This window comes from Rhizobium sp. LjRoot30, from assembly GCF_964253915.1.
Classification (GTDB): Bacteria; Pseudomonadota; Alphaproteobacteria; order Rhizobiales; family Rhizobiaceae; genus Metarhizobium.
In genome coordinates, this window is sequence record NZ_CAXUSG020000008.1 from 175,561 (window position 1) to 196,694 (window position 21,134).

The following is a 21,134-nucleotide window of genomic DNA, read 5'->3' on the forward strand; positions in this document are numbered from 1 at the left end:
CCGCAACGAAGAAAATGTAAATCCACCGCATGATGGAAGAGGCCTGCCATGCTGACAGTCGAAAACGTCAACCTCCATTACGGCGCCGCCCAGGCGCTGCGCGGTATCTCGCTGTCGGCGGAGATGGGCAAGATCACCTGCGTGCTCGGCCGAAACGGTGTCGGCAAGAGTTCGCTGTTGCGCGCCGTCACCGGCCAGCACGGCATCAGCGGCGGCTCGATCCGTTTCGACGGCAAGGTGCTGAATGGCCTGCCGCCGTTTGCGCGGGCGAAGCAGGGTATCGGCTATGTGCCGCAGGGTCGTGAAATCTTTCCGCTGCTGACGGTCAAGGAAAACCTTGAAACCGGCTATGCACCCGTATCGCGCAAGGAACGGTTCATCCCCGACGATATCTTCAGCCTGTTTCCGGTGCTGCAATCGATGCTCGGCCGCCGTGGCGGCGATCTTTCGGGCGGTCAGCAGCAGCAACTCGCCATCGGCCGGGCGCTGGTGACGCGACCAAAGATCCTCGTGCTTGACGAGCCGACCGAAGGTATCCAGCCGTCGATCATCAAGGATATCGGCCGGGCGATCCGCTACCTGCGCGATTCCACCGGCATGGCGATCCTGCTGGTCGAGCAGTATCTCGATTTCTGCCGCGAGCTTGCCGACCAGGTCTACATCATGGATCGCGGCGAAATCGTCCATCAGGGTGCGGCGGAAACGCTGGACACGCCAGAAGCGCGGCGGCATCTGACGGTGTAGGCTCCGGCCTGGCCGGTTGCCGTTTTTGCCGAAAGCGTTGGCACATGCCTGTTTTTTAAACCGAATTTTTGCCGGCCACCGTCGGCGGTCACGATTTACCCCGCAAACCCCCGGCTTCTTTGCGCATTGAAAAGGCACGGAACTTGCTTGATGATCGGGCAACAATGCGACAGGCGGGAACGAGTGTGTTGATGAGGAATTTTCTCCGGTGACGGCTTTGGAGACCAAAAGGCCGCAGCGTGCCCGCGGCATCGGCCGTCTCACCGCAAAGCCGTTCGGCGGACGCACGCGGCTTGCCGAACTGTTCCAGGAAGGCTCGGCGAAGATCCGCTTGCCGGATACGTTTTCCGCCGAAATGGAAGCCGTCATCATCAACACATCAGGCGGTCTGACCGGTGGCGACGAGATGCAGTGGGTGATCAATGCCGGTCCGGATTGCCATGTGACGGCAACCACCCAGGCTTGCGAAAAGGTCTACAAGGCATCTGCCGGCACCGCTGCCGTTTCGACGCGCATCTCGGTCGCTTCGGGCGCCCGGGTCGACTGGCTGCCGCAAGAAACCATCCTCTTCGACCACGCCTCGATGACCCGTCGGCTGGAGGTCGATCTTGAGGCCGGTGCCGAATTTCTGGGGCTGGAAGCCGTGCTTCTCGGCCGCAAGGCGATGGGCGAGGCGATGACGGCCGGGCTGTTTCGCGATCGCTGGCGTATCCGCCGTGAGGGGCGGCTTGTGCATGCCGAGGATCTGCGGTTCGACGGCGATATTCCCGGCATCGGTCGGGCTCCGGCCGTGCTTGGAGCGCGTGTGGCGTTTGCGACCGTCCTTTATTGCGGACCGCAGGCGGAAGCCTATCTCGACCGCGTGCGGCACGTGCTCGGCGATGCGGTCGGCGGGGCCAGCCAATGGCGCGACAAGCTGATCGTGCGCCTGACGGCCGCCGATGGCTTTGCGCTGCGAAAAATTCTGATCCCGGTCATTTCGGTCTTGCGCAACGGAGCGCCGGTACCGAAAGTCTGGAATCTATAACAGGACGGAAGAATGGCTTCGGCTTCACCTTGGCCGCTGCCTTTGGAACTGAGAAACACGGGAAGCGGATATGAACCTTACGCCCAGGGAAAAAGACAAGTTGCTGATCGCCATGGCGGCCATGGTGGCACGCCGCCGACTGGAGCGCGGTGTCAAGCTGAACTACCCCGAAGCCATTGCCCTGATTAGCGATTTTGTCGTCGAAGGCGCTCGCGACGGCCGTTCCGTTGCCGAATTGATGGAGGCGGGCGCGCATGTGATCAGTCGGTCGCAGGTCATGGAGGGCATCGCCGAGATGATCCACGACGTGCAGGTCGAAGCGACGTTCCCGGATGGCACCAAGCTGGTGACCGTTCACGAGCCGATCCGCTAGGAGGAGAACGACATGCTGGAACTGAGACCCAATTGCGAATGCTGCGACAAGGATCTGCCGCCGGAAAGCCGGGAAGCTGTCATCTGCACCTTCGAATGCACCTTCTGCGCCGATTGCGCCACGGATGTGCTGCAGGGCGCCTGCCCGAACTGCGGCGGTGAATTCACCCGTCGCCCGGTGCGACCGGTCGCCATGCTGGCAAAATATCCGGCGTCGACGAAACGTATGCTCAAGGCCGAGGGCTGCGCGCCCGTCAAGGCGGCGTGAGGAGGAAGAAATGATCCCAGGTGAAATCATTGCCGCCAGCGGCGAGATCGAACTCAATGCCGGCCAGCCGACGGTGACGATCGAGGTGTCGAATACCGGCGACCGTCCGGTGCAGGTCGGCAGCCATTATCATTTTGCCGAGACCAATGCCGGGCTGAATTTCGACCGCGACAAGGTGCGCGGCATGCGCCTCGATATTCCCGCCGGCACGGCGGTGCGGTTCGAGCCGGGCCAGACACGCAGCGTCACGCTTATCCCGATGTCGGGCAAGCGCGAGATTTATGGTTTCCGCCAACAGGTGATGGGAAAGCTGTAAGCGATGTCGAGATGGCTGATGGCGGAGATCGCGCTTGCCGCAATGCTCGGTTTTTCCGGGCTGGCGAGGGCGGAGGAGGATCCACCGATCGATTGCGACAACGCCCAGGCGCAGGTGGAGATGAACATCTGCGCCTATCGTGACTTCGAGGCGGCCGACAAGGAGCTGAACGCGCAATACAAGAAAACCCGGGCGGCGATGGTGGAAATGGATGCCATGTACGAAGCGGAGCAGCGTGGCGCCGAGAAGGCGTTGCTGAAGGCGCAACGTGCCTGGATCGATTATCGCGACGGTCATTGTGAAGCCTATGGTTTCGAGGCGCATCTCGGTAGCATGGAACCCATGCTGATCTCCGGCTGCCAGGCGGAACTGACGCGGGCGCGCACCAAGGAATTGAAGGCACTGGCCGAAGGACCCGAAAACTGATGGTGCGCCGGCAGATCATGATCGTCGGCAATGGCGACGTGCCGGATGGTGCGGCGGGGCTGATCGATGCTGCCGATCTCGTTATCCGCTTCAACGATTGCCGTTCCGTCGGTGCCGGCGGCAGCCGCACCGATATCGTTGCGATCTGCAACACCGGCCGGCCGGGAAAAGGCATGCTGTCTTCGGCGCTCTGGAAGATGAACCCGGCGGTGATCGCCGCCCGCGCGATCTGGTGTGTGCGCGACCCGCAGAAATTTCGCGACATGCGTGGACCGCTCTCCCTCAGTCACCCGGATCTCGACGATTTCTGCGACGATTACACCGAAGGGTTTGTCGCCTTTGCGGCCGAGACCGGTAAAGATCATCTGACGATCGGCCGTGAGGTGCACGAGGCGCTGGATGCTTCGCTCACCGCCTACGATCCGGCGCCCTATGTAGTGCCGTCGAGCGGGCTGGTGGCGATTGCCCATGTGCTGGCTGCGCCGGAATTCAGCGACAGCGATGTCTGCCTTGCCGGTTTCGGTCATCAGGGGTGGGAGTGGCATCCTTTTGCCGCTGAACGTCGTTTCGTCGACGACCATGTCGCCCAGGGGCGATTGCGCCGGATCGACAGCATGATTGCCGCCGAACGCCCCCTTTTGCAATGCAATTCCGAAGTTACGAGGTAAAACGCCGATGCCTTACAAGATGTCCCGCGCCGCTTATGCCAACATGTTCGGACCGACGACCGGCGATAAGGTGCGGCTTGCCGATACCGAACTCTTCGTCGAGGTCGAGAAGGATTACACTGCCTATGGCGACGAGGTGAAGTTCGGCGGCGGCAAGGTCATCCGCGACGGCATGGGCCAGAGCCAGGTGACGCGCGCCGATGGCGCCGTCGATACCGTCATCACCAATGCGCTGATCATTGACCACTGGGGCATCGTCAAGGCTGATATCGGCCTGAAGGACGGCCGCATTGTCGCCATCGGCAAGGCCGGCAATCCGGATACCCAGCCGGGCGTCACCATCATCGTCGGCCCGGGCACCGAGGTGATTGCCGGCGAGGGCAAGATCGTCACCGCCGGCGGCATGGACAGCCACATCCACTTCATCTGCCCGCAGCAGATCGAGGAGGCGCTGATGAGCGGGCTGACCACCATGCTCGGCGGCGGCACCGGCCCGGCGCACGGCACGCTGGCGACCACCTGCACCCCCGGCCCCTGGCACATCGCCCGGATGATCGAGGCGGCCGATGCCTTCCCGATGAACCTCGCTTTTGCCGGCAAGGGCAATGCCTCGCTGCCCGGCGCGCTGGAAGAGATGGTGCTGGCCGGCGCTACCTCGCTGAAGCTGCACGAGGACTGGGGCACGACGCCGGCGGCCATCGACTGCTGCCTCTCCGTCGCCGACGAATACGACGTGCAGGTGATGATCCACACCGACACGCTGAACGAAAGCGGTTTCGTCGAGGATTCGATTGGCGCCATCAAGGGCCGCACCATCCACGCCTTCCACACGGAAGGGGCGGGCGGCGGCCATGCGCCCGACATCATCAAGATCTGCGGCCAGCCGAACGTCATCCCGTCTTCGACCAACCCGACGCGGCCCTACACCGTCAACACGCTGGCCGAACATCTCGACATGTTGATGGTCTGCCACCACCTGTCGCCGTCGATCCCGGAAGACATCGCTTTCGCCGAAAGCCGCATCCGCAAGGAAACCATCGCCGCCGAAGACATCCTCCACGATATCGGTGCCTTCTCGATCATCTCTTCCGATAGCCAGGCCATGGGCCGCGTCGGCGAAGTGGCGATCCGCACCTGGCAGACCGCTGACAAGATGAAGCGCCAGCGCGGCGCCCTCAAGGAAGAGACCGGCGACAACGACAATGTCCGCGTCAAGCGCTACATCGCCAAATATACGATCAACCCCGCCATCGCCCACGGCCTCAGCCGCGAGATCGGTTCGGTCGAGATCGGCAAGCGGGCCGACCTGGTGATCTGGAACCCGGCCTTCTTCGGCGTCAAGCCGGATATGGTGCTGCTCGGCGGCTCGATTGCAGCCGCTCCGATGGGTGATCCGAATGCTTCGATCCCGACGCCGCAGCCGGTGCATTACCGGCCGATGTTCGCCTCCTTCGGCAAGAGCCTGACCAATTCGTCCGTCACCTTCGTGTCGCAGGCCGCGCTGGATGCGGGCCTCGCCCACCAGCTCGGCGTTGCCAAGAAACTCGTGGCGGTGAAGAATACCCGCGGCGGCATCGGTAAGGCGTCGATGATCCACAATAACCTGACGCCGCATGTCGAGGTCGATCCGGAGACCTACGAAGTACGGGCGGACGGTGAATTGTTGACCTGCGAGCCGGCGACCGTGCTACCCATGGCGCAACGTTATTTCCTGTTCTGAGAGAGTTTTATGCAACGCGTGACATCCTATACCCCCGCCGGCGAACCCTCCGATCCGCCAGTCGGCATCGTCGTCTTGCCGCACGACCTGCGCCACCTGCGCCGCAAGCTGCTGCATCTCGAAAACGGTGACATGGTGATGCTCGACCTGAAAGAGCCGGTGCTGTTTGCGCATGGCGACCGGCTGCAGCTGGAAAACGGCGATGTCATCGAGATCCAGGCGGCGAACGAAAAGCTCTTCGCAATCGAGGCGCGCGACCGGCTGCATCTGATCGAACTGGCCTGGCATCTCGGCAATCGGCACCTTGGGGCGCAGATCGAGGAAGAGCGTATACTGATCCTGCGCGACCACGTCATCCGCTCGATGCTGGAAGGCCTGGGGGCTACGGTCCGCGAGGTGGAGGAGCCGTTCCAGCCGGCCCGCGGCGCCTATCATTCGCATGGCGGCCATGGCCACGCGCACCACGACCATCATCACCACGATTGAGCCTTGATGGATGACGGACGCGACATGCAGGCGATGCTTCGTCTGCTGACCTGGCTTTCCCCGGCTTTCCCGGTCGGCGCCTTCGCCTATTCCGGCGGTCTGGAACGCGCCGTGCACGACGAATGGGTCACCGACGGCGAAGGTTTGCGGCAATGGATCGTCCTGCTGCTGACACGCGGTTCGGCCTGGAACGACGCGGTGCTGTTTGCCGAAAGCCATCGTCAGGTCGGCGATGCCGAAGGTCTTGCAGCTGTTGTCGAACTGGCCTCGGCCCTCTCGGGTTCGCGCGAGCGGCACATGGAAACCATGTTGCTCGGCCAGGCATTTCTGGCGGCGGCGCAGGCCTGGCCGCATCCGGTGCTGGAGCGGCTTGGGCCTTCGGCGGCTTATCCGGTGGCGGTTGGTGCCGTAGCCGGTGCGCATGCCGTTGCCGTGGACGAGGCGCTTGCGGCTTTCCTGCATGCGGTTGCCTCGCAACTGGTTTCGGCTGCGATCCGGCTTGGTGTTTGCGGCCAGCGCGATGGGGTCGCGGTCCTGGCGGCTCTGGAGGCGGTTATCGCCGATACGGCCAAGAGGGCGGCTCTGTCCAGTCTCGATGATCTCGGTTCCGCAACCATTGGCGCCGATATTGCTTCTTTACGGCATGAGGTGCAGACGACGCGCCTCTTCCGTTCTTAACTCGGATTGCGCTTCCCGCAGATCGGGATGGCGCCGGATCGACAGGATGAATACGATGAAATCGCAAAACGGACCCTTGAGAGTGGGCATCGGCGGGCCGGTCGGCTCGGGCAAGACGGCACTGACGGAAAAGCTCTGCAAGGCGATGCGCGAGGAGTTTTCCGTCGCCGTCGTTACCAACGATATCTACACCAAGGAGGATGCCGAGGCGCTGGTGCGCATGCAGGCGCTGACCTCGGATCGTATCGTCGGCGTCGAGACCGGCGGTTGCCCGCACACGGCGATCCGCGAGGATGCCTCGATCAACCTGCAGGCCATCGCCGATCTCAACAGCCGTTTTCCCGATCTCGACGTGGTGTTCATCGAATCCGGCGGCGACAATCTGGCGGCGACGTTTTCGCCCGATCTGGCCGACCTGACGATCTATGTGATTTCCGTCTGCCAGGGCGAAGAAATCCCGCGCAAGGGCGGGCCGGGCATCACCAAGTCGGATCTGCTGATCATCAACAAGAAGGATCTCGCGCCGCATGTCGGCGTCGATATCGAGGTGATGAACGGCGATGCGGATCGCATGCGCGCCTCGAAACCCTTCGTGTTCACCGACATGAAGCGCGGCGAGGGCGTTGATCGCATCGTGACTTTCCTGAAGGAGCACGGCGGGCTCTGACCCGCGCTCTAGCCCGTTTCAGATCTGCCGCAATGCGCCGACATCGTGGATAAGGATCAGCCGGCCGCGCACCGTTACGCCCGCGCGCTTGAGCGATGAGAAAGCGCGCGACAAGGCTTCCGGCGCCAGGCCCAGTTTGCCGGCCAGCAGGCTCTTCTGGAAGGGCAGGCGGATCGAAGCGGAGGTGCTATTCTGCGGGCAGCTGTTCAACAGGTAATGGGCCAGCCGCTGCGGCGCGGTCTGCAACCGGTCATTGGCGACGCAATCCATGATGTTGACGAGGTGGGCTGCCATCGACTGCATGATGAAACGAGCGATGTCGCGATCCTCGTCGGCCAGCTTGCGCAGTTTCGACAGTTCGAAGCGCGCCACGGTGACGGTTTCGGCGGCCTGGATGTGATAGCGATAGGCCGGCCCGAGATAGAGCAGGCACTCGCCAAAGGTTTCTCCGGGACCACAGATGCGGATATCGGCTTCCCGCCCGTCGCGGCTTAGCCGGAAGAGCCGCACATAACCGGTCAGCACGCAGTAGAAATAGTCGGCGGGGTCGCCTTCGCGGGCAAGGATGTCGCGGGCCTCGAAATGAACGACCGTGGCGATTTCCGTCATGTGCTGCAGGGCCGGTTTGCCGAGCGCTGCCATCAGCGGCGTGCCGGCAAGAATGTTTTTCTCGCGGCTGTTCATCTTCAGTCGTTTGTTCATCGCGTCCATGGCTCCCCTCGATCACAGCGCGGCGAGAATAGGCGAGGAGCGGACATGCAGAGTTGATTTCGATCAACTGCGCAAAAGAACAACGCCGGGCTTGTGGCCCGGCGTTGTTTGTTTCAGCGGTCTTGTTCTTGCGTTTTATTCGGCTGCGAGCGGCGGCAGGCGCACGACATTGCTCGGCGTATTGTCCTGCTCGGCCTTTTCCGCCTCGCGCGTCTGCTTCTCCAGTGCCGCCAACCGGTCTTCGATCGTTGCCAGCGACTGCTGGTTTTCGTTGGCGATCTCGGTCAGTTCTTCGGGAGACATCGGCAATTGCTCTTCGTCCTTCTTGCCGACGAGGCGGCCGAACAGCCAGCCCAGCAGGCGCGACAGGTCGTCCATGATCAGGAAGAACGACGGCACGACCAGCAGCGACAGCACCGTCGAGACGATGATCCCGCCGATCACCGCAATCGCCATCGGCGCGCGGAACGTACCGCCTTCGCCGACGCCGAGCGCCGAGGGCAGCATGCCGGCCGACATGGCAATCGAGGTCATGATGATAGGGCGGGCGCGCTTGCGGCCGGCTTCGACCATCGCCTGCACCCGTTCCATGCCGTGACGGCGCATTTCGATGGCGAAATCGACGAGCAGGATGGCGTTCTTGGTGACGATGCCCATCAGCATCAGGATGCCGATCAAGACCGGCATCGACAGCGGATTGTTGGTGACCAGCAGGCCAACCGCAACGCCACCGATGGCGAGCGGCAGCGAGAACAGGATGGTGAACGGCTGGATTACGTCCTTGAACAACAGGATCAGCACGGTCAGCACCAGCATCAGGCCCAGCAACATGGCGTTGACGAAGCTCTGCTGCATTTCCTGCTGCACTTTGGTGTCGCCGCTTTCGGCCAGCTGCACCGTCGGCGGCAGATTGGCTTCCTTGACGATTTCGCGGAACCGCGCCGAGGCGGAATCGAGCGCCACGCCCGGCAGCAGGTCGGAGCCGATGGCGACGACGCGGTTGCGGTTGTTGCGCTTGATCGAGCTTGCACCTTCCGAATAGTCGATGTCGGCGACGCTCGACAGCGGCACCAGTGCGCCGCTGCCCGTCTGGATCTTCAGCGCCCGGATGGCGGCGAGGTCGCGACGCAGGTCAAGCGAGGTCTGCACCCGGATCGGGATCTGCCGGTCGTCGAGCGAGATCTTTGCGAGGAATGCGTCGATATCGCCGATGGTGGCAACGCGTACGGTCTCGGAGATCTGCTGCGGCGTGATGCCGAGGCGGGCTGCCTGGTCCATGCGCGGACGGATCTGCAGTTCCGGACGGGGCAGGGCGCCTTCGGCGCTGACATTGGCGAGCAGCGGCTCGGCGCGCAGCTTGGCTTCGAGCACGCCGACGGCTTCGTTCAGGTCCTTCTCGTTCTTGGAGAGGAAGTTGAACGACAGGTCGCGCTCGCCGCGGTCGTTGAGCTTGAGAATGCGGACGTCGGGAATGTCACGCACCTTGGCGAAGACTTCCTTTTCGATATCCCACTGCGGCCGAACGCGGCCATGGACCTCGACCTTCGGCAGCATCGGCCCGACGACGGGGATCTTGCCAAGGATGTCGTTGACGATTTTCTTGGTCAGCGAATGATCGAGCTTGTCCAGTGCCAGCGTCACAGTGGCGCGGCGCAGTTCCAGGTCACCCTTCGGCGAGGCGCCGCCGAGCACGAAGACGCTTTCGACGCCGTCGAGATCCTTCACCTGGTTATAGATGGCATCGGTCGTCGCTTCGGTGTCTTCCAGCGTGGCATTCGGCGGCAGTTCGATGGAGAGCACGATGCGCGAGGCGTCTTCCGGCGGCAGGAAGCTGCCGGGAACCTGCGCCAAAAGCGCGAGCGAGCCGACGAGGAAGCCGATGGCGGCGATCAGCGTCGCATAACGCATGTACCAGCGCTTGGTCGTGCCGCGCACCAGCCATGTATAGCCCTTGAGGAAGGCGCTGTCGTTGTCGTGATGGTCGTCCATCGCGTCTTCGGCGCGCATCAGGTAGGCGGCCATCATCGGTGTAATGAGGCGGGCGACCATTAGCGAGAAGAACACCGAGAAGGCGACCGTCAGGCCGAACTGGATGAAGTACTGGCCGGGAATGCCCGGCATGAACGACACCGGCACGAAGACGGCGATGATGGTGAAGGTGGTGGCAATGACGGCGAGGCCGATTTCGTCCGCCGCTTCGATCGCGGCACGATAGGGCGTCTTGCCCATCTTGATGTGACGGGCGATGTTTTCGATCTCGACGATGGCGTCGTCGACGAGAATACCCGTCGCCAGCGTCAGCGCCAGGAAGCTGACGAGGTTCAGCGAGAACCCCATGAGATCCATGATGTAGAAGGTCGGGATAGCCGACAGCGGCAACGCGACCGCCGAGATCAGCGTCGCGCGCCAGTTCCGCAGGAACAGGAAGACGACGACGATGGCAAGCAGCGACCCTTCGATCAGCGTATGCATCGCCGCTTCGTAGTTGCCGTAGGTGAAGTAGACGGAGTCGTTGATCAGCTCCATCGAGACATTCGGGTTTGCGGCGCGCACCTTGTCGAGGCTTGCGGCCACCGTCTCGGCGACGCTCACCTCGCTGGCGCCCTTCGAGCGGAAGACGCCGAATGTCACGACGGGCGTGTCGTTGTAGCGCGAGAAGGATTTCGGCTCCTCGTAGGTGTCCTTGATGGTGCCCAGGTCCGAAAGCTTGACGAAGCGGCCGTTCGGCAGCGCAATCGTCGTGTCGGCCAGTTCGGCGACATTGCGTTTGTCGCCGAGGACGCGGATCGCCTGCTCGGCGCCGGCCACCTGGCCGCGGCCCGAACCGAGGTCGATGTTGGTGCCGCGCAGCTGCTGATTGACGTTGACGGCGGTGATGCCGTAGGCGTTCAGCTTCTCGGCATTCAGCTCGATGCGCACTTCGCGATCGGCGCCGCCGTAACGGTCGACACGACCGATGCCGCTCTGTCCCTGCAGCGCCCGCTTGACGGTGTCGTCGACGAACCAGGACAGTTCTTCCAGCGTCATGTCGGGCGAGGAGACCGCAAAGGTCTGGATCGCCTGGCCCTCGACGTCGATCTTGGTGACGATCGGCTCCTCGACGGTGGCCGGCAGGTCGCTGCGGATGCGGTCGATGGCATCCTTGGTGTCCTGCACCGCCTGCTCCGTCGGGATTTCCATGCGGAACATCACGAGGGTCTGCGACTGGCCGTCGGTCACCGTCGACTGGATTTCGTCGATGCCGGTGATCGAGGCGACCGCGTCTTCGATCTCCTTCGTCACCTGCATTTCGAGTTCGGCCGGCGAGGCGCCGCTTTGCGTTACGGTGACCGCGACCAGCGGAACGTCGATGTTCGGGAAGCGGGTGATCGGCAGGGCGTAGAACGACTGCAGGCCGACGACCAGCAGCAGGCCGAAGGCCAGCAGCGGCGCAATGGGATTGCGGATTGACCAGGCGGAAAAGTTCATAAGATCAATCCCTCATCAATTCGTTTGCGTCTGCGGCGTGCGGACCGGATTGATGCGGTCGCCATCGCGAACATAAGCACCGGCCTTGGCGACGACTTCATCGCCTTCCTTCAGGCCTTCGACGATCTGGATGAAGGCGCCGTCCTGGATGCCGGACTGCACCTTGACCAGCTTCACCACATCGTTTTCCACCTTGCGGGCGGTCGTTTCGCCGTCGCTGCCGGTCAAAAGCGCCGTCAGCGGCAGGGCAATGCCCTCAGCCGTCTCGATGGTGATCGTGGCGCTGCCATACATGCCGGCACGCGCCTTCTCGCTGTCATCAAGGGCGATGTGTACCGAACCGAGGCGCGATACTGCATCGATGGAGGGCGAAACCAGCCGGACGCTGCCGTTCAGGGTCTCGCGGCTGCCGGCGAGCGCGATGGTTGCCTTCTGGCCGATCTTGATCTTGAGGATATCACCTTCGGACACGTCGGCGATCAGCTCCAGCGCGCCGTCCTGGATCAGCGTGAACAGCGGCTGGCCACCGGCCATCATCGCGATGGCGCCGACCTTGGCGTCGCGCGCCGAGATCACGCCGGCGACGGGCGCCTTGACGCTGGTGCGGGCAAGCCTGAGTTCGATATCGGCGATCTGGGCGTCCACCACCTTGATGTCGGCTTCGGCAACGGCGATGGAATGTTCGGCGGACCGGGTGCGGGCTTCGGCGACAGTGGCGGCGGAGGTCAGTTGCTCGACCTGCGACGTCGACATGGTGCCGCTCTTGCCGAGGCGCACGGCGCGGTCTCGCTGGCGGATGGCGTCGTCGGCATTGGCGCGGGCTTCGGCGATCTGCGCCTGCAACTGCGCCACGGAGGCCTGGGCCTTGGCCTTGGTGGCTTCCATCTGGCTCTTCTGTAGAAGCAGCGCGTCGTCGTTGAGCACGGCGAGCACGCTATCGGCCTCGACGCGGTCGCCGACATCGGCGTTGAGCGCGCGGATCGACAAGCCGTCCACCTGTGGTTGGATGTAAATGTCGTTGACGGCACGGATGGTGCCGGTGGCGACGACCTTGTCCACCAGCGTCCGCGTCGCGACCGGCGTCACGACGATGGCCGGGAACGTCTGGGTCGGTGCGGCTTCGGCAGGTTTATCCTCGGCGAAAACCGGTGACGTACCCGCGGCGATGAAAAGCAAGGCGAGAGCGGCGACTGTCTGACGAGAACTGCGAACCATACGAACGTTTCCAAAATTTTCGAAGCATTTGCGCCGAGTTCGCGCGTTTTCCAACGCGAAATGGCCCTGCAATGGATGAAGCAGTAAAGGTTCCGTCGCAGCATGTCCGATCCCCCTTGATCGTACACACGCATGCGCATCCTCAACGCGCAATCCCTAGGCCTAGGTGGTGACGGGCGAGGCCGCTGACAAGCATAGGGTCGAAAATACTGCCTTGGCACAGCCTTGTAATTAGTTGCGGCGCACAAATCAACGCCGATTCAGTGATGCCAACATCACGATTTTTGACGAAATAGCAAATAAACTATTGAAATATAAAGGCGCGCGAAGAATTTCTCCACGCGCCCCGTTAAGCATACCGCCAAGATGTGTTGCGGTTTTATTTCAGAGCGGCGTCGGTGATCTCATGCGTCCAGGCGCCTGTCGGCTCCTTGGTGATGACCGGGTCGGAGCCGCCGCCGAGCAGCGTCTTGACAGTACGCTGGTAGTCGGCCTCGGCAAGCGCGCCGTTGGAGCCGGCCGTCAGCTTGGCGACTTCGCCCATCATGCGCTTCTGGTGCTGTTCGGTCTGCGCGCCGCTGGCGTCGTTCTCAAGCACGATGCCGGCTGCTTCGTCCGGGTTCTCCTCGGCATATTTCCAGCCCTTCATCGAAGCGCGGACGAACTTGACCATCTTTTCCTTGAAGGCGGCGTCCTTGAGCTTGTCTTCGAGAACGTAGAGGCCGTCTTCCAGCGTCGCCACGCCTTCGTCCTCATACTTGAAGGTCACCAGGTCTTCCGCCTTGATGCCGGCATCGATGACCTGCCAGTATTCGTTGTAGGTCATGGTGGAGATGCAGGCCGCCTGCTTCTGCAACAGCGGATCGACGTTGAAACCCTGTTTCAGCACGGTCACGCCATCGGCGCCGCCTTCGGTCGGGATCTTCAGGTGTGCCATCCAGGAGAGGAACGGATATTCGTTGCCGAAGAACCAGACGCCGAGTGTCTTGCCCTTGAAGTCGTCCGGCTTGGTGATGCCGGTTTCCTTGAGGCAGGTCAGCATCATGCCCGAAGACTTGAAGGGCTGGGCGATGTTGACGAGCGGCACGCCCTTTTCGCGGGTGGCGAGCGCCGAGGGCATCCAGTCGACGATCACGTCGGCGCCGCCGCCGGCCAGCACCTGCGGCGGTGCGATGTCCGGGCCGCCCGGCTTGATTTCGACGTCGAGGCCTTCTTCCTCATAAAAGCCCTTGTCCTTGGCGACGTAATAGCCGCCGAACTGGGCCTGGGTGACCCACTTGAGCTGTAGGACGACCTTGTCGGCGGCCATCGCCTGGGCCGCCATCAGCGACATGGCGCTTGCCAGGAGCAGCGATGCGATTTTTTTCATTATTCTGTTCCCTCTATTGTTACGCCTGTCCACCACGGACAGACGGATGCCAGAAGGTGACGGCGCGCTCGGCGAGCGCCACCACCCCGTAGAAGGCCGAACCGGCGACCGCGGCGACCGCGATCTCGGCCCAGACCATGTCGACATTGCTTCGCCCCACTTCCGTGGAGATGCGGAAACCCATGCCGACGATGGGTGTCCCGAAGAATTCTGCCACGATGGCGCCGATCAGGGCCAGCGTGGAATTGATCTTCAAGGCATTGAAGATAAACGGCCCGGCGGCCGGCAGGCGCAGCTTCGTCAGCGTCTGCCACCAGCTGGCTGCATAGGTGCGCATCAGGTCGCGCTCCATGGCGCTGGTGGAGGCCAGCCCCTGCACCGTGTTCACCAGCATCGGGAAGAAGGTCATGATGACGACGACGGCGACCTTCGACTGCCAGTCGAAGCCGAACCACATCACCATGATCGGCGCAACGCCGACGATCGGCAGGGCCGAGACGAAATTGCCGATCGGCAGCAGGCCTTTCTGCAGGAAGGGCGAGCGGTCGATGGCGATCGCCACCAGGAAACCGAGGCCGCAGCCGAAGATGTAGCCGGTGATCACCGATTTCAGGAAGGTCTGCTGGAAATCCGCCCAGAGCGTCGGCACGGAATGGGTCAGCCGCGTCCAGATCATCGACGGTGCCGGCAAGAGGATCGAGGGGATGTTGAACCCCCGCACCACGCCTTCCCAGAGGACGAGGATGGTGACCCCGAACAGAACAGGCACGGCGATGCGGGCGGCGCGGTTGGCGGCGAAGCTCCGGAATTTCTGCCGCACCAGCCATTCGTTGAAGGCCCAGGCGAGGATCCAGAACAGGATGGCACCGATCAGGTAACCGATCATGGCTTGACCCCCATGCGCTTGAGAACGGAGGCATGGGCGAAGCCGACAATGGTGACGAGCACCGCCGCCAGCCCAGCCGCCATGAACAGCGCTGCCCAGATCTGCACCGTCTGGCCGTAATAGGAGCCGGAGAGCAGGCGGGCACCGAGGCCGGCGACGGCGCCGGTCGGCAGTTCGCCGACGATGGCGCCGACCAGCGAGATGGCGATAGCCACCTTCAAGGAGGTGAAGAGATAGGGCATCGAGGCCGGCCAGCGCAGCTTCCAGAAGGTCTGGGCGCCGCTGGCATTGTAGGTGTGCATCAGGTCGAGATAGATCTGTTCCGGACTGCGCAGGCCCTTCACCATGCCGACGACGATCGGGAAGAAGGAGAGATAGGTCGAGATCAGCGCCTTCGGCAGCAGGCCGGAAATGCCGATCGAGTTCAGGACGACGATGATCATCGGCGCGACGGCGAGGATCGGGATGGTCTGGCTGGCGATGACCCAAGGCATCAGCGAACGATCCATCGCCTTGTTATGGACGATGCCGATGGCGAGCAGGATGCCGAGCACGGTGCCGATGGCAAAGCCCAGAAGCGTCGCCGAGAGCGTGATCCAGGTGTGGTAGATGAGGCTGCGTTTCGAGGTGATCGCCTTGTTGATCGTCGTGTCCCACAGCTCGACGACGATCTGGTGCGGCGCCGGCAGCACCGGCCGCTCCTGCACGAAAGTTTTCGGCAGGATTTCCATGAAGGTGATCGGGGTGTTGGCGCGCGCCGCCTGGTCGCGTTCGAAGGGTGCGTTCAGCACGACGACGAAGACATGCCAGATGACCAGGATGACGAGGATGACGGTGAGGATGGGCAGGACGCGGTCCTTGAGGAAGCTTGGCTGCTTCATGTTCAAGCCTTTCCTGGACCGGGAAACAGCATGAGCGCCATGGCAACGGCGCCGACGGCGACACCGATCAGCTGCGTCGTCGACAGCCGTTCGCCGAAGACCACCATGGCGATGACATTGATCAGCAGCAGCTGGGCAATGGCGGAAATCGATACGGCCATGGCCAGGCCGCCCTCGCGCATCAGCTTCAGCATCACCAGATTGCCGACGCAATAAAGGCCGAGCGAAAAGATGAGCATGGGGATGCTGTTGCTGCTGATATAGGCGCGTGATGCGGTGGCGGCCGAGAGAAACGTGCCGAGCGCGACGGCGAGCCAGAGAAGGAAAGGGAGCTTCATCGGCGGCGGTCCTGCGTCTGGTTCAAGTGGGAGGACCTATTCGTCATAGCTGTGTCCCGCACGCAGGCCTTCGCGCACCCGATGCGCGATTTCCAGAAACTCTGGCGTTTCGCGGATGCCGAGCGGCCGTTCGGCCGGCAGGGTGGATTCGATGACGTCGGTCACCCGGCCGGGCCGCGGCGACATGACGACGATCTTGGTGGAGAGATAGACGGCTTCCGGGATCGAATGGGTGACAAAGCAGATCGTCTTGTTGGTGCGCGCCCAGAGCTTCAGCAGCTGCTCATTCAAATGGTCGCGGACGATTTCGTCCAGGGCGCCGAAGGGTTCGTCCATCAACAGCAGGTCGGCATCGAAGGCGAGTGCGCGGGCGATGGAGGCGCGCTGCTGCATGCCGCCGGAGAGTTGCCAGGGAAATTTCTTGCCGAAACCGGTGAGGTTGACGAGGTCGAGGGTGCGCTCGATGCGCTTCTTCTTCTCGTCGGCGGAAAAACCCATGATCTCCAGCGGCAGGGCGATGTTCTTCTCGATCGTTCGCCAGGGGTAGAGCGCGGCGGCCTGGAAGACGTAGCCATAGGCGCGCGCCTTGCGGGCTTCTTCCGGCGACATGCCGTTGACGGAGATGCTGCCGGAGGTCGGCTGTTCGAGATCGGCGATGACACGCAGGAAGGTGGTCTTGCCGCAGCCCGACGGGCCGATGAACGAGACAAAGTCACCCTTGCGGACGTCGAGATCGACGCCGGTCAGGGCGTTGACGGGACCGTCATTGGTATGGAACGTCAGGCCTAGCCCTGTGGCGCGAACGACGGTTTCATTGGATATTGGCATGGTCACCCGATATGGTCTCCTGCATCGCGCCGGATGCGTCGAGGATGTGTTCTATCTTTTTGTTTTTTCGCAGTTCCGGACGCAAGACCGCTACACACTTTTGCTGAAACTGCTCTAGAGGAGAGAATAGCATGTCATCACCCTCGCTTGCCGAATGCAAGCTGATCCGCCCGACCGTCCCCTATGACGGCAAGCAGGGCTTTTCGTATCTGGAGGGCATCTCGGCCGAGACGACCGGATCGAAGGGGATTGCAATGATGCTTCTGACAGTGCCGCCGGGTGGCCGCGCCAAGGCGCATATGCATGAGGCCCACGAAACGGCGATCTTCGTGCTGTCGGGCGAGGTGGAGACTTTTTACGGCCACAACCTCGAACACCGGATCATCACCAAGGCCGGCGACATGTTCTACATTCCGCCGGGCATGCCGCACCTGCCGGTCAACCGCTCGAAGACGGAGCCCTGCAGCGCCGTCATCGCCCGCACCGATCCCAACGAGCAGGAAAGCGTCGTCCTGCTGCCGGACCTGGAAAAGCTGGCGGACTGAGGCGGTCACTTGCATTTTTTCAGCGGCCCCCAGCTTGCCCCATCGGGCAGATCGATCTTGTAGCTGTCCTTGCCGACCTTGCTGATCTTCACCTTCAAGTCGACGCCTTCGTCGGTGCCTTCTTCCTGGCAGGCGACGGTGGCATCGAAACCATCGGCGGTCTTGCCGTCGATGGTCGTGAACTCGCAGAAGGAGGCAGCGGTGGTGATCGCTTCCTTGTCCAGCAGGAAGAAATCGTCCGAGCCGTTCGTCTCGCCGGTGTTGGCGTAGAGGCAGCCGTCCTTGTTGCCGTAGCTGGCATCCAGCGGCGCCTCGGCAGCCCAGGCCGCCGGCGCAATCATCAAGGCCGCAAACAGCGCCGGAAGGCGGCTTCTGTTCATCGCTCTCCCTTTTGCATCACCGTTCCGGCAGGTCCTGTGACCGGCCTTGCCAGCGGACAGCCTTATTGGCATCGTGCGAGAGCCTCCCATCTCTGCCCATCCTTGAAAACGACGTTGTAGCTGTTCTTCCCGTTCGGGATGATCTCGATGCTCTCCGGCCAGTCGCCTCCCTCACCCTCGTTGCCGCAGGATGCCGTCGCCGAAAAGCGGCCATCGGCACCGGCCTGTACCGTCTGGAACAGGCAGAGCGATGCGAAGGTCCGGACGAATTCATGGGTCAGGAGCTTGAATTCGCCATGGTCCTCCGGGTCGTCGGTGCGGGCGAAGACGCAGCCGCGTTCGTCGCCATACGATCCTTCGATCGGCAAGGTCTCCGCGCCTGCCAGCGATGGGCAGGCGACAAGCGCCAGGGCCAGGCAGCGGGCGGCGGAACGCAGCATCATACGCCGCTCGCCGGAATGCCGCTGCGCTCCACCTTGCGCGGCGCGGTGAGTTCCTTCCAGGTCGACAGTGCCTTGTTGACGGCGGTGAAAGGCTCGCGCTTGACGAATTCGCCATGCCCTTCGCGGGTCTTGACGCTGTCCTCTTCGATAGCGACGACCCCGCGGGTCAGCGTGAAGCGCGGCAGGCCGGTGACCTGCTTGCCTTCGAAGACGTTATAGTCGATCGCCGATTGCTGCGTCTTGGCGGAAATCGTCTTCGACCGCTTCGGGTCCCAGACGACGATATCGGCATCGGCGCCGACGAGGATGGCGCCCTTGCGCGGATAGATGTTGAGGATCTTGGCGATGTTGGTGGAGGTCGCAGCCACGAACTCGTTCATGGTGATGCGGCCGGTGTTGACGCCGTAGGTCCACAGCATCGGCATGCGATCTTCCAGGCCGCCGGTGCCGTTGGGGATCTTGCGGAAATCGCCGACGCCGAAACGCTTCTGCTCGCTGCTGAAGGCACAATGGTCTGTCGCAACCACCTGCAGCGATCCGGAGGCCAGGCCTGCCCAGAGCGAATCCTGATGGCGCTTGTTGCGGAATGGCGGCGACATCACCCGGCGGGCGGCATGGTCCCAGTCCTTGTCGAAATATTCGCTTTCATCCAGCGTCAGGTGCTGGATCAGCGGTTCGCCGTAGACACGCATGCCGTTCTGGCGGGCGCGGCGGATCGCTTCATGCGCCTGTTCGCAGGAGGTGTGCACGACATAGAGCGGCACGCCGGCCATATCGGCGATGATGATGGCGCGGTTCGTCGCTTCGCCCTCGACCTCGGGCGGGCGGGAATAGGCGTGCGCCTCCGGGCCGTCATTGCCGGCGTCCATCAGCTTCTGCTGCATGGCGGCGACGACGTCGCCATTCTCGGCATGCACCAGCGGCAGGGCGCCCAGTTCGGCGCAGCGCTGGAAGGAGGCGAACATCTCGTCGTCATTCACCATCAGCGCGCCCTTGTAGGCCATGAAGTGCTTGAAGGTATTGATGCCCTTTTCCTGGACGATCGCCTGCATCTCGTTGAACACCTGCTCGCCCCACCAGGTGATCGCCATGTGGAAAGAATAATCGCAGGTCGCCCGCGTCGACTTGTTGTCCCACATGGTCAGCGCTTCGAGCAGCGACTGGCCGGGTGCGGGCAGGGCGAAATCGACGACCATGGTCGTGCCGCCGGACAGGGCTGCGCGGGTGCCGCTTTCGAAATCGTCCGAGGAATAGGTGCCCATGAACGGCATTTCGAGATGGGTGTGTGGATCGATGCCGCCGGGCATGACGTAGCAGCCGGATGCGTCCAGCACATCGCCGCCGGACAGGTTCTGGCCGATCTCGACGATCTTGCCACCCTCGATCCGGACGTCCGCCCTGTAGGACAGGTCGGCGGTGACGATGGTGCCGCCCTTGATGACTTTGCTGCTCATGCGATGCTCCCTTATCTTGATTGCGCCAGCGCCGGTTTCGTTGCCCGTTGCGCTCAGTCCAGCCTCTCGCCCAAGAAGCCCAGTTTCGGCGACCTGTCGCCGGTGTACAGTTCGAGAAAGAAAATCACGCTGTCGATGTCGCCTTCGGGGACATACGGATCGATCTCGTAGAAGAACGCCACCACCTCGTCGCAGAGCGCAGGCATCTGCCGATAAAAGTCCGGATGGACATGGTGGACCAGCAGATCGATCGGATTGACCGACTCCTTGAGAACATCCCTGTTCTCGCGCACCATCTGCATGGCGTAGCGAACGATGATCTCTTCCGACATCCGCTGGCCGAGCAGGGAGATCAGATCATGGATATCGAGGGAGCAAAGTGCGGTTGTCAAACACCGCTCCACCCGGCCGATCAGACCGCCGGCCCCAAGATTCTTCGACTCGTGCACCCATCCATCCAGCTCAACCAGCGACTTGTTTGCATCGATGACCACGACGTTCTCCTCCAGAGACCATCCCATCATCCATGTTAGCGCGTGTGCGGCGGGGGCGATACCTAGCATGTGGTGGCCTCCGTGATGTTCGGTTGTCGGGCGGGGTAAAATCGCAAAGCCGTGTCCTGTGCTTGGAGCTGGCCCGTGAGAGCCGCCAGGATGGTTTCAAGCACGGCGCGCCGTTCTTTCAATATCTCCTCGTTCCAGAAACGAATAACGGCATAACCCTTTGCATTCAGCCAATGCGTCCGCAAAATGTCCGTGCGAGATTGCGCATGCTGACTGCCATCAACTTCGACGACCAGCCGATGCTCACGACAAAGGAAGTCGGCGATGTAAGGCCCGAGCGGAATTTGACGGGAGAACTTGTAACCGTTGAGGCGACGGTTCCTAAGATCACTCCATAGCCGGTATTCGGCTTCCTGGTCGTTCTGGCGAAGGTTGCGGGCTTGTGTAGTTTTGCCCGGCAGGCGCTTTGTGACAGCGTTCTTCAGGTTGTCCGGCATGGAGAACCTTTTCGGACGTTTGGCGCTTGCGGTGAAGACCCCCTCATCCGGCGCTGCGCGCCACCTTCTCCCCGCCGGGGAGAAGGGGGAGGACGCCTTGCTGCTGGAAGGTCAATTGCTAGGGTAGCGTTCTGACGCTTCTTGTCTTTCGGCGAGCGGTCAGCAAAAGCCCCCTTCTCCCCAGCGGGGAGAAGGTGCCGGCAGGCGGATGAGGGGGCTGCCCACTCCAGCGAAAAACGAGCAC

Annotated in this window: 25 protein-coding genes; 12 read left to right on the forward strand and 13 right to left on the reverse strand. The window is 62.5% G+C overall.

Annotated elements, in window-relative coordinates; all coding sequences use genetic code 11:
* The first annotated feature begins 48 nt into the window (after positions 1 to 48).
* The 11 genes from urtE to ureG all read left to right on the forward strand — a co-directional run bounded on the left by urtE (position 49) and on the right by ureG (position 7,372).
* The gene (gene urtE / locus ACSQ3I_RS17480; protein ID WP_436001000.1) at positions 49 to 744 is read left to right on the forward strand and encodes an urea ABC transporter ATP-binding subunit UrtE; all 696 of its coding nucleotides are present in this window, start codon (positions 49 to 51) and stop codon (positions 742 to 744) included.
* 208 nt (positions 745 to 952) lie between these two features.
* Positions 953 to 1,771 (forward strand): urease accessory protein UreD, encoded by an 819-nt coding sequence (locus ACSQ3I_RS17485; protein ID WP_436001002.1) that lies wholly within the window; start codon positions 953 to 955, stop codon positions 1,769 to 1,771.
* A gap of 70 nt (positions 1,772 to 1,841) precedes the next feature.
* Entirely contained in the window at positions 1,842 to 2,144 is a 303-nt protein-coding gene (locus ACSQ3I_RS17490; protein ID WP_436001004.1) for an urease subunit gamma, read from the forward strand.
* Between the two features lie 12 nt (positions 2,145 to 2,156).
* Positions 2,157 to 2,411 (forward strand): DUF1272 domain-containing protein, encoded by a 255-nt coding sequence (locus ACSQ3I_RS17495; RefSeq protein WP_436001005.1) that lies wholly within the window; start codon positions 2,157 to 2,159, stop codon positions 2,409 to 2,411.
* A gap of 10 nt (positions 2,412 to 2,421) precedes the next feature.
* Entirely contained in the window at positions 2,422 to 2,727 is a 306-nt protein-coding gene (locus ACSQ3I_RS17500) for an urease subunit beta (protein ID WP_436001007.1), read from the forward strand.
* A 3-nt stretch (positions 2,728 to 2,730) separates the two neighbouring features.
* Positions 2,731 to 3,153, forward strand: coding sequence for a lysozyme inhibitor LprI family protein (locus tag ACSQ3I_RS17505; protein WP_436001009.1), 423 nt, complete (start codon positions 2,731 to 2,733; stop codon positions 3,151 to 3,153).
* A 17-nt stretch (positions 3,154 to 3,170) separates the two neighbouring features.
* Positions 3,171 to 3,821, forward strand: coding sequence for a Urease operon accessory protein (locus ACSQ3I_RS17510; protein ID WP_436001186.1), 651 nt, complete (start codon positions 3,171 to 3,173; stop codon positions 3,819 to 3,821).
* 7 nt (positions 3,822 to 3,828) lie between these two features.
* A complete protein-coding gene (ureC, locus tag ACSQ3I_RS17515) occupies positions 3,829 to 5,541 on the forward strand; it encodes an urease subunit alpha (protein WP_436001011.1) in 1,713 nt (570 codons plus the stop codon).
* Between the two features lie 9 nt (positions 5,542 to 5,550).
* A complete protein-coding gene (ureE, locus tag ACSQ3I_RS17520) occupies positions 5,551 to 6,027 on the forward strand; it encodes an urease accessory protein UreE (RefSeq protein ID WP_436001013.1) in 477 nt (158 codons plus the stop codon).
* A gap of 6 nt (positions 6,028 to 6,033) precedes the next feature.
* Entirely contained in the window at positions 6,034 to 6,705 is a 672-nt protein-coding gene (locus ACSQ3I_RS17525; protein ID WP_436001015.1) for an urease accessory protein UreF, read from the forward strand.
* A 55-nt stretch (positions 6,706 to 6,760) separates the two neighbouring features.
* Positions 6,761 to 7,372 (forward strand): urease accessory protein UreG, encoded by a 612-nt coding sequence (ureG, locus tag ACSQ3I_RS17530; RefSeq protein ID WP_109457144.1) that lies wholly within the window; start codon positions 6,761 to 6,763, stop codon positions 7,370 to 7,372.
* 18 nt (positions 7,373 to 7,390) lie between these two features.
* Here ureG and ACSQ3I_RS17535 read toward each other — a convergent pair whose 3' ends face one another.
* The 8 genes from ACSQ3I_RS17535 to ACSQ3I_RS17570 all read right to left on the reverse strand — a co-directional run bounded on the left by ACSQ3I_RS17535 (position 7,391) and on the right by ACSQ3I_RS17570 (position 17,068).
* Positions 7,391 to 8,074 carry a Crp/Fnr family transcriptional regulator gene (locus tag ACSQ3I_RS17535; RefSeq protein WP_436001017.1) on the reverse strand — a complete coding sequence of 228 codons (684 nt, stop codon included), beginning with the start codon at positions 8,072 to 8,074 and terminating at the stop codon, positions 7,391 to 7,393.
* Positions 8,075 to 8,218: 144 nt separating this feature from the next.
* Positions 8,219 to 11,551: an efflux RND transporter permease subunit gene (locus ACSQ3I_RS17540; protein ID WP_436001018.1), complete on the reverse strand. Its 3,333-nt coding sequence runs from the start codon at positions 11,549 to 11,551 to the stop codon at positions 8,219 to 8,221.
* A 15-nt stretch (positions 11,552 to 11,566) separates the two neighbouring features.
* The gene (locus ACSQ3I_RS17545; protein WP_436001020.1) at positions 11,567 to 12,766 is read right to left on the reverse strand and encodes an efflux RND transporter periplasmic adaptor subunit; all 1,200 of its coding nucleotides are present in this window, start codon (positions 12,764 to 12,766) and stop codon (positions 11,567 to 11,569) included.
* Positions 12,767 to 13,145: 379 nt separating this feature from the next.
* The gene (locus ACSQ3I_RS17550) at positions 13,146 to 14,138 is read right to left on the reverse strand and encodes an ABC transporter substrate-binding protein (protein WP_436001188.1); all 993 of its coding nucleotides are present in this window, start codon (positions 14,136 to 14,138) and stop codon (positions 13,146 to 13,148) included.
* A 16-nt stretch (positions 14,139 to 14,154) separates the two neighbouring features.
* Positions 14,155 to 15,021 carry an ABC transporter permease gene (locus ACSQ3I_RS17555; protein WP_436001022.1) on the reverse strand — a complete coding sequence of 289 codons (867 nt, stop codon included), beginning with the start codon at positions 15,019 to 15,021 and terminating at the stop codon, positions 14,155 to 14,157.
* The gene (locus ACSQ3I_RS17560; protein ID WP_436001024.1) at positions 15,018 to 15,902 is read right to left on the reverse strand and encodes an ABC transporter permease; all 885 of its coding nucleotides are present in this window, start codon (positions 15,900 to 15,902) and stop codon (positions 15,018 to 15,020) included. Before ACSQ3I_RS17560 ends, ACSQ3I_RS17555 begins: the two co-directional genes overlap by 4 nt.
* 2 nt (positions 15,903 to 15,904) lie before the next feature.
* Complete coding sequence (locus tag ACSQ3I_RS17565; RefSeq protein WP_436001025.1) at positions 15,905 to 16,240, reverse strand: hypothetical protein; 336 nt, start codon at positions 16,238 to 16,240, stop codon at positions 15,905 to 15,907.
* 36 nt (positions 16,241 to 16,276) lie between these two features.
* Positions 16,277 to 17,068, reverse strand: a complete 792-nt coding sequence (locus ACSQ3I_RS17570) for an ABC transporter ATP-binding protein (RefSeq protein ID WP_436001190.1) — start codon at positions 17,066 to 17,068, stop codon at positions 16,277 to 16,279.
* 131 nt (positions 17,069 to 17,199) lie between these two features.
* On the opposite strand from ACSQ3I_RS17570, the gene ACSQ3I_RS17575 reads away from it, so the two are divergent.
* Positions 17,200 to 17,613 (forward strand): cupin domain-containing protein, encoded by a 414-nt coding sequence (locus tag ACSQ3I_RS17575; protein WP_436001027.1) that lies wholly within the window; start codon positions 17,200 to 17,202, stop codon positions 17,611 to 17,613.
* Positions 17,614 to 17,618: 5 nt separating this feature from the next.
* Here the strand turns inward: ACSQ3I_RS17575 and ACSQ3I_RS17580 are convergent, their stop codons facing one another.
* The 5 genes from ACSQ3I_RS17580 to ACSQ3I_RS17600 form a co-directional block, all read right to left on the reverse strand.
* Entirely contained in the window at positions 17,619 to 17,993 is a 375-nt protein-coding gene (locus tag ACSQ3I_RS17580) for a hypothetical protein (protein WP_436001029.1), read from the reverse strand.
* Positions 17,994 to 18,055: 62 nt separating this feature from the next.
* Positions 18,056 to 18,436, reverse strand: a complete 381-nt coding sequence (locus tag ACSQ3I_RS17585; RefSeq protein WP_436001031.1) for a hypothetical protein — start codon at positions 18,434 to 18,436, stop codon at positions 18,056 to 18,058.
* Positions 18,433 to 19,890 (reverse strand): dihydropyrimidinase, encoded by a 1,458-nt coding sequence (hydA, locus tag ACSQ3I_RS17590; protein WP_436001033.1) that lies wholly within the window; start codon positions 19,888 to 19,890, stop codon positions 18,433 to 18,435. Before hydA ends, ACSQ3I_RS17585 begins: the two co-directional genes overlap by 4 nt.
* Positions 19,891 to 19,943: 53 nt before the next feature.
* A complete protein-coding gene (locus ACSQ3I_RS17595; RefSeq protein ID WP_436001035.1) occupies positions 19,944 to 20,453 on the reverse strand; it encodes a hypothetical protein in 510 nt (169 codons plus the stop codon).
* Positions 20,447 to 20,890 carry an endonuclease domain-containing protein gene (locus ACSQ3I_RS17600; RefSeq protein WP_436001037.1) on the reverse strand — a complete coding sequence of 148 codons (444 nt, stop codon included), beginning with the start codon at positions 20,888 to 20,890 and terminating at the stop codon, positions 20,447 to 20,449. Before ACSQ3I_RS17600 ends, ACSQ3I_RS17595 begins: the two co-directional genes overlap by 7 nt.
* Between the last annotated feature and the right edge of the window lie 244 nt (positions 20,891 to 21,134).

What these genes read in the sequence shown, in the direction of transcription:
- urtE (WP_436001000.1), top strand. Translation starts at nt 49, where the DNA reads ATGCTGACAGTCGAAAACGTCAACCTCCATTACGGCGCCGCCCAGGCG.
- ACSQ3I_RS17490 (WP_436001004.1), top strand. Translation starts at nt 1,842, where the DNA reads ATGAACCTTACGCCCAGGGAAAAAGACAAGTTGCTGATCGCCATGGCG.
- ACSQ3I_RS17495 (WP_436001005.1), top strand. Translation starts at nt 2,157, where the DNA reads ATGCTGGAACTGAGACCCAATTGCGAATGCTGCGACAAGGATCTGCCG.
- ACSQ3I_RS17500 (WP_436001007.1), top strand. Translation starts at nt 2,422, where the DNA reads ATGATCCCAGGTGAAATCATTGCCGCCAGCGGCGAGATCGAACTCAAT.
- ACSQ3I_RS17505 (WP_436001009.1), top strand. Translation starts at nt 2,731, where the DNA reads ATGTCGAGATGGCTGATGGCGGAGATCGCGCTTGCCGCAATGCTCGGT.
- ACSQ3I_RS17510 (WP_436001186.1), top strand. Translation starts at nt 3,171, where the DNA reads ATGATCGTCGGCAATGGCGACGTGCCGGATGGTGCGGCGGGGCTGATC.
- ureC (WP_436001011.1), top strand. Translation starts at nt 3,829, where the DNA reads ATGCCTTACAAGATGTCCCGCGCCGCTTATGCCAACATGTTCGGACCG.
- ureE (WP_436001013.1), top strand. Translation starts at nt 5,551, where the DNA reads ATGCAACGCGTGACATCCTATACCCCCGCCGGCGAACCCTCCGATCCG.
- ACSQ3I_RS17525 (WP_436001015.1), top strand. Translation starts at nt 6,034, where the DNA reads ATGGATGACGGACGCGACATGCAGGCGATGCTTCGTCTGCTGACCTGG.
- ureG (WP_109457144.1), top strand. Translation starts at nt 6,761, where the DNA reads ATGAAATCGCAAAACGGACCCTTGAGAGTGGGCATCGGCGGGCCGGTC.
- ACSQ3I_RS17535 (WP_436001017.1), bottom strand. Translation starts at nt 8,074, where the DNA reads ATGAACAAACGACTGAAGATGAACAGCCGCGAGAAAAACATTCTTGCC.
- ACSQ3I_RS17540 (WP_436001018.1), bottom strand. Translation starts at nt 11,551, where the DNA reads ATGAACTTTTCCGCCTGGTCAATCCGCAATCCCATTGCGCCGCTGCTG.
- ACSQ3I_RS17545 (WP_436001020.1), bottom strand. Translation starts at nt 12,766, where the DNA reads ATGGTTCGCAGTTCTCGTCAGACAGTCGCCGCTCTCGCCTTGCTTTTC.
- ACSQ3I_RS17555 (WP_436001022.1), bottom strand. Translation starts at nt 15,021, where the DNA reads ATGATCGGTTACCTGATCGGTGCCATCCTGTTCTGGATCCTCGCCTGG.
- ACSQ3I_RS17560 (WP_436001024.1), bottom strand. Translation starts at nt 15,902, where the DNA reads ATGAAGCAGCCAAGCTTCCTCAAGGACCGCGTCCTGCCCATCCTCACC.
- ACSQ3I_RS17565 (WP_436001025.1), bottom strand. Translation starts at nt 16,240, where the DNA reads ATGAAGCTCCCTTTCCTTCTCTGGCTCGCCGTCGCGCTCGGCACGTTT.
- ACSQ3I_RS17570 (WP_436001190.1), bottom strand. Translation starts at nt 17,068, where the DNA reads ATGCCAATATCCAATGAAACCGTCGTTCGCGCCACAGGGCTAGGCCTG.
- ACSQ3I_RS17575 (WP_436001027.1), top strand. Translation starts at nt 17,200, where the DNA reads ATGTCATCACCCTCGCTTGCCGAATGCAAGCTGATCCGCCCGACCGTC.
- ACSQ3I_RS17580 (WP_436001029.1), bottom strand. Translation starts at nt 17,993, where the DNA reads ATGAACAGAAGCCGCCTTCCGGCGCTGTTTGCGGCCTTGATGATTGCG.
- ACSQ3I_RS17585 (WP_436001031.1), bottom strand. Translation starts at nt 18,436, where the DNA reads ATGATGCTGCGTTCCGCCGCCCGCTGCCTGGCCCTGGCGCTTGTCGCC.
- hydA (WP_436001033.1), bottom strand. Translation starts at nt 19,890, where the DNA reads ATGAGCAGCAAAGTCATCAAGGGCGGCACCATCGTCACCGCCGACCTG.
- ACSQ3I_RS17595 (WP_436001035.1), bottom strand. Translation starts at nt 20,453, where the DNA reads ATGCTAGGTATCGCCCCCGCCGCACACGCGCTAACATGGATGATGGGA.
- ACSQ3I_RS17600 (WP_436001037.1), bottom strand. Translation starts at nt 20,890, where the DNA reads ATGCCGGACAACCTGAAGAACGCTGTCACAAAGCGCCTGCCGGGCAAA.